Source organism: Colwellia sp. 6M3, assembly GCF_014077595.1.
Taxonomy (GTDB): Bacteria; Pseudomonadota; Gammaproteobacteria; order Enterobacterales; family Alteromonadaceae; genus Cognaticolwellia.
The window spans coordinates 1-306 of sequence record NZ_JACGWF010000241.1 but is presented as its reverse complement, the minus strand read 5'-3'; the positions used below and the strand labels follow the sequence as shown (position 1 = coordinate 306).

Sequence of the window (306 nt, the reverse complement as noted above, 5' to 3'; positions counted from 1 at the left end):
AGGTCTGTAGCTCAGCTGGTTAGAGCGCACCCCTGATAAGGGTGAGGTCGGCAGTTCAAGTCTGCCCAGACCTACCAATTTTGTCCTCTATCGGCGTTGGTTCATCACTCGTGTAGGAAATCTACACTTCGCGATAAACCGCCTTGATATAGAACAAAACATTACGTTTTGGCTAAAGTATGTTTCCCATTGCGGGGCTATAGCTCAGCTGGGAGAGCGCCTGCCTTGCACGCAGGAGGTCAGCAGTTCGATCCTGCTTAGCTCCACCACTTCTTCACTAAGAATTGAAAGACCAAACTTAAGTTA

General features: G+C 48.7%; 2 tRNA genes. Both read left to right on the top strand.

Annotation, left to right across the window (positions count from 1 at the left end):
- Positions 1-77: transfer RNA gene (locus H4J50_RS19225), tRNA-Ile, on the top strand.
- Positions 78-193: 116 nt separating this feature from the next.
- A tRNA-Ala gene (locus tag H4J50_RS19220) sits at positions 194-269 on the top strand.
- Positions 270-306 lie beyond the last annotated feature (37 nt).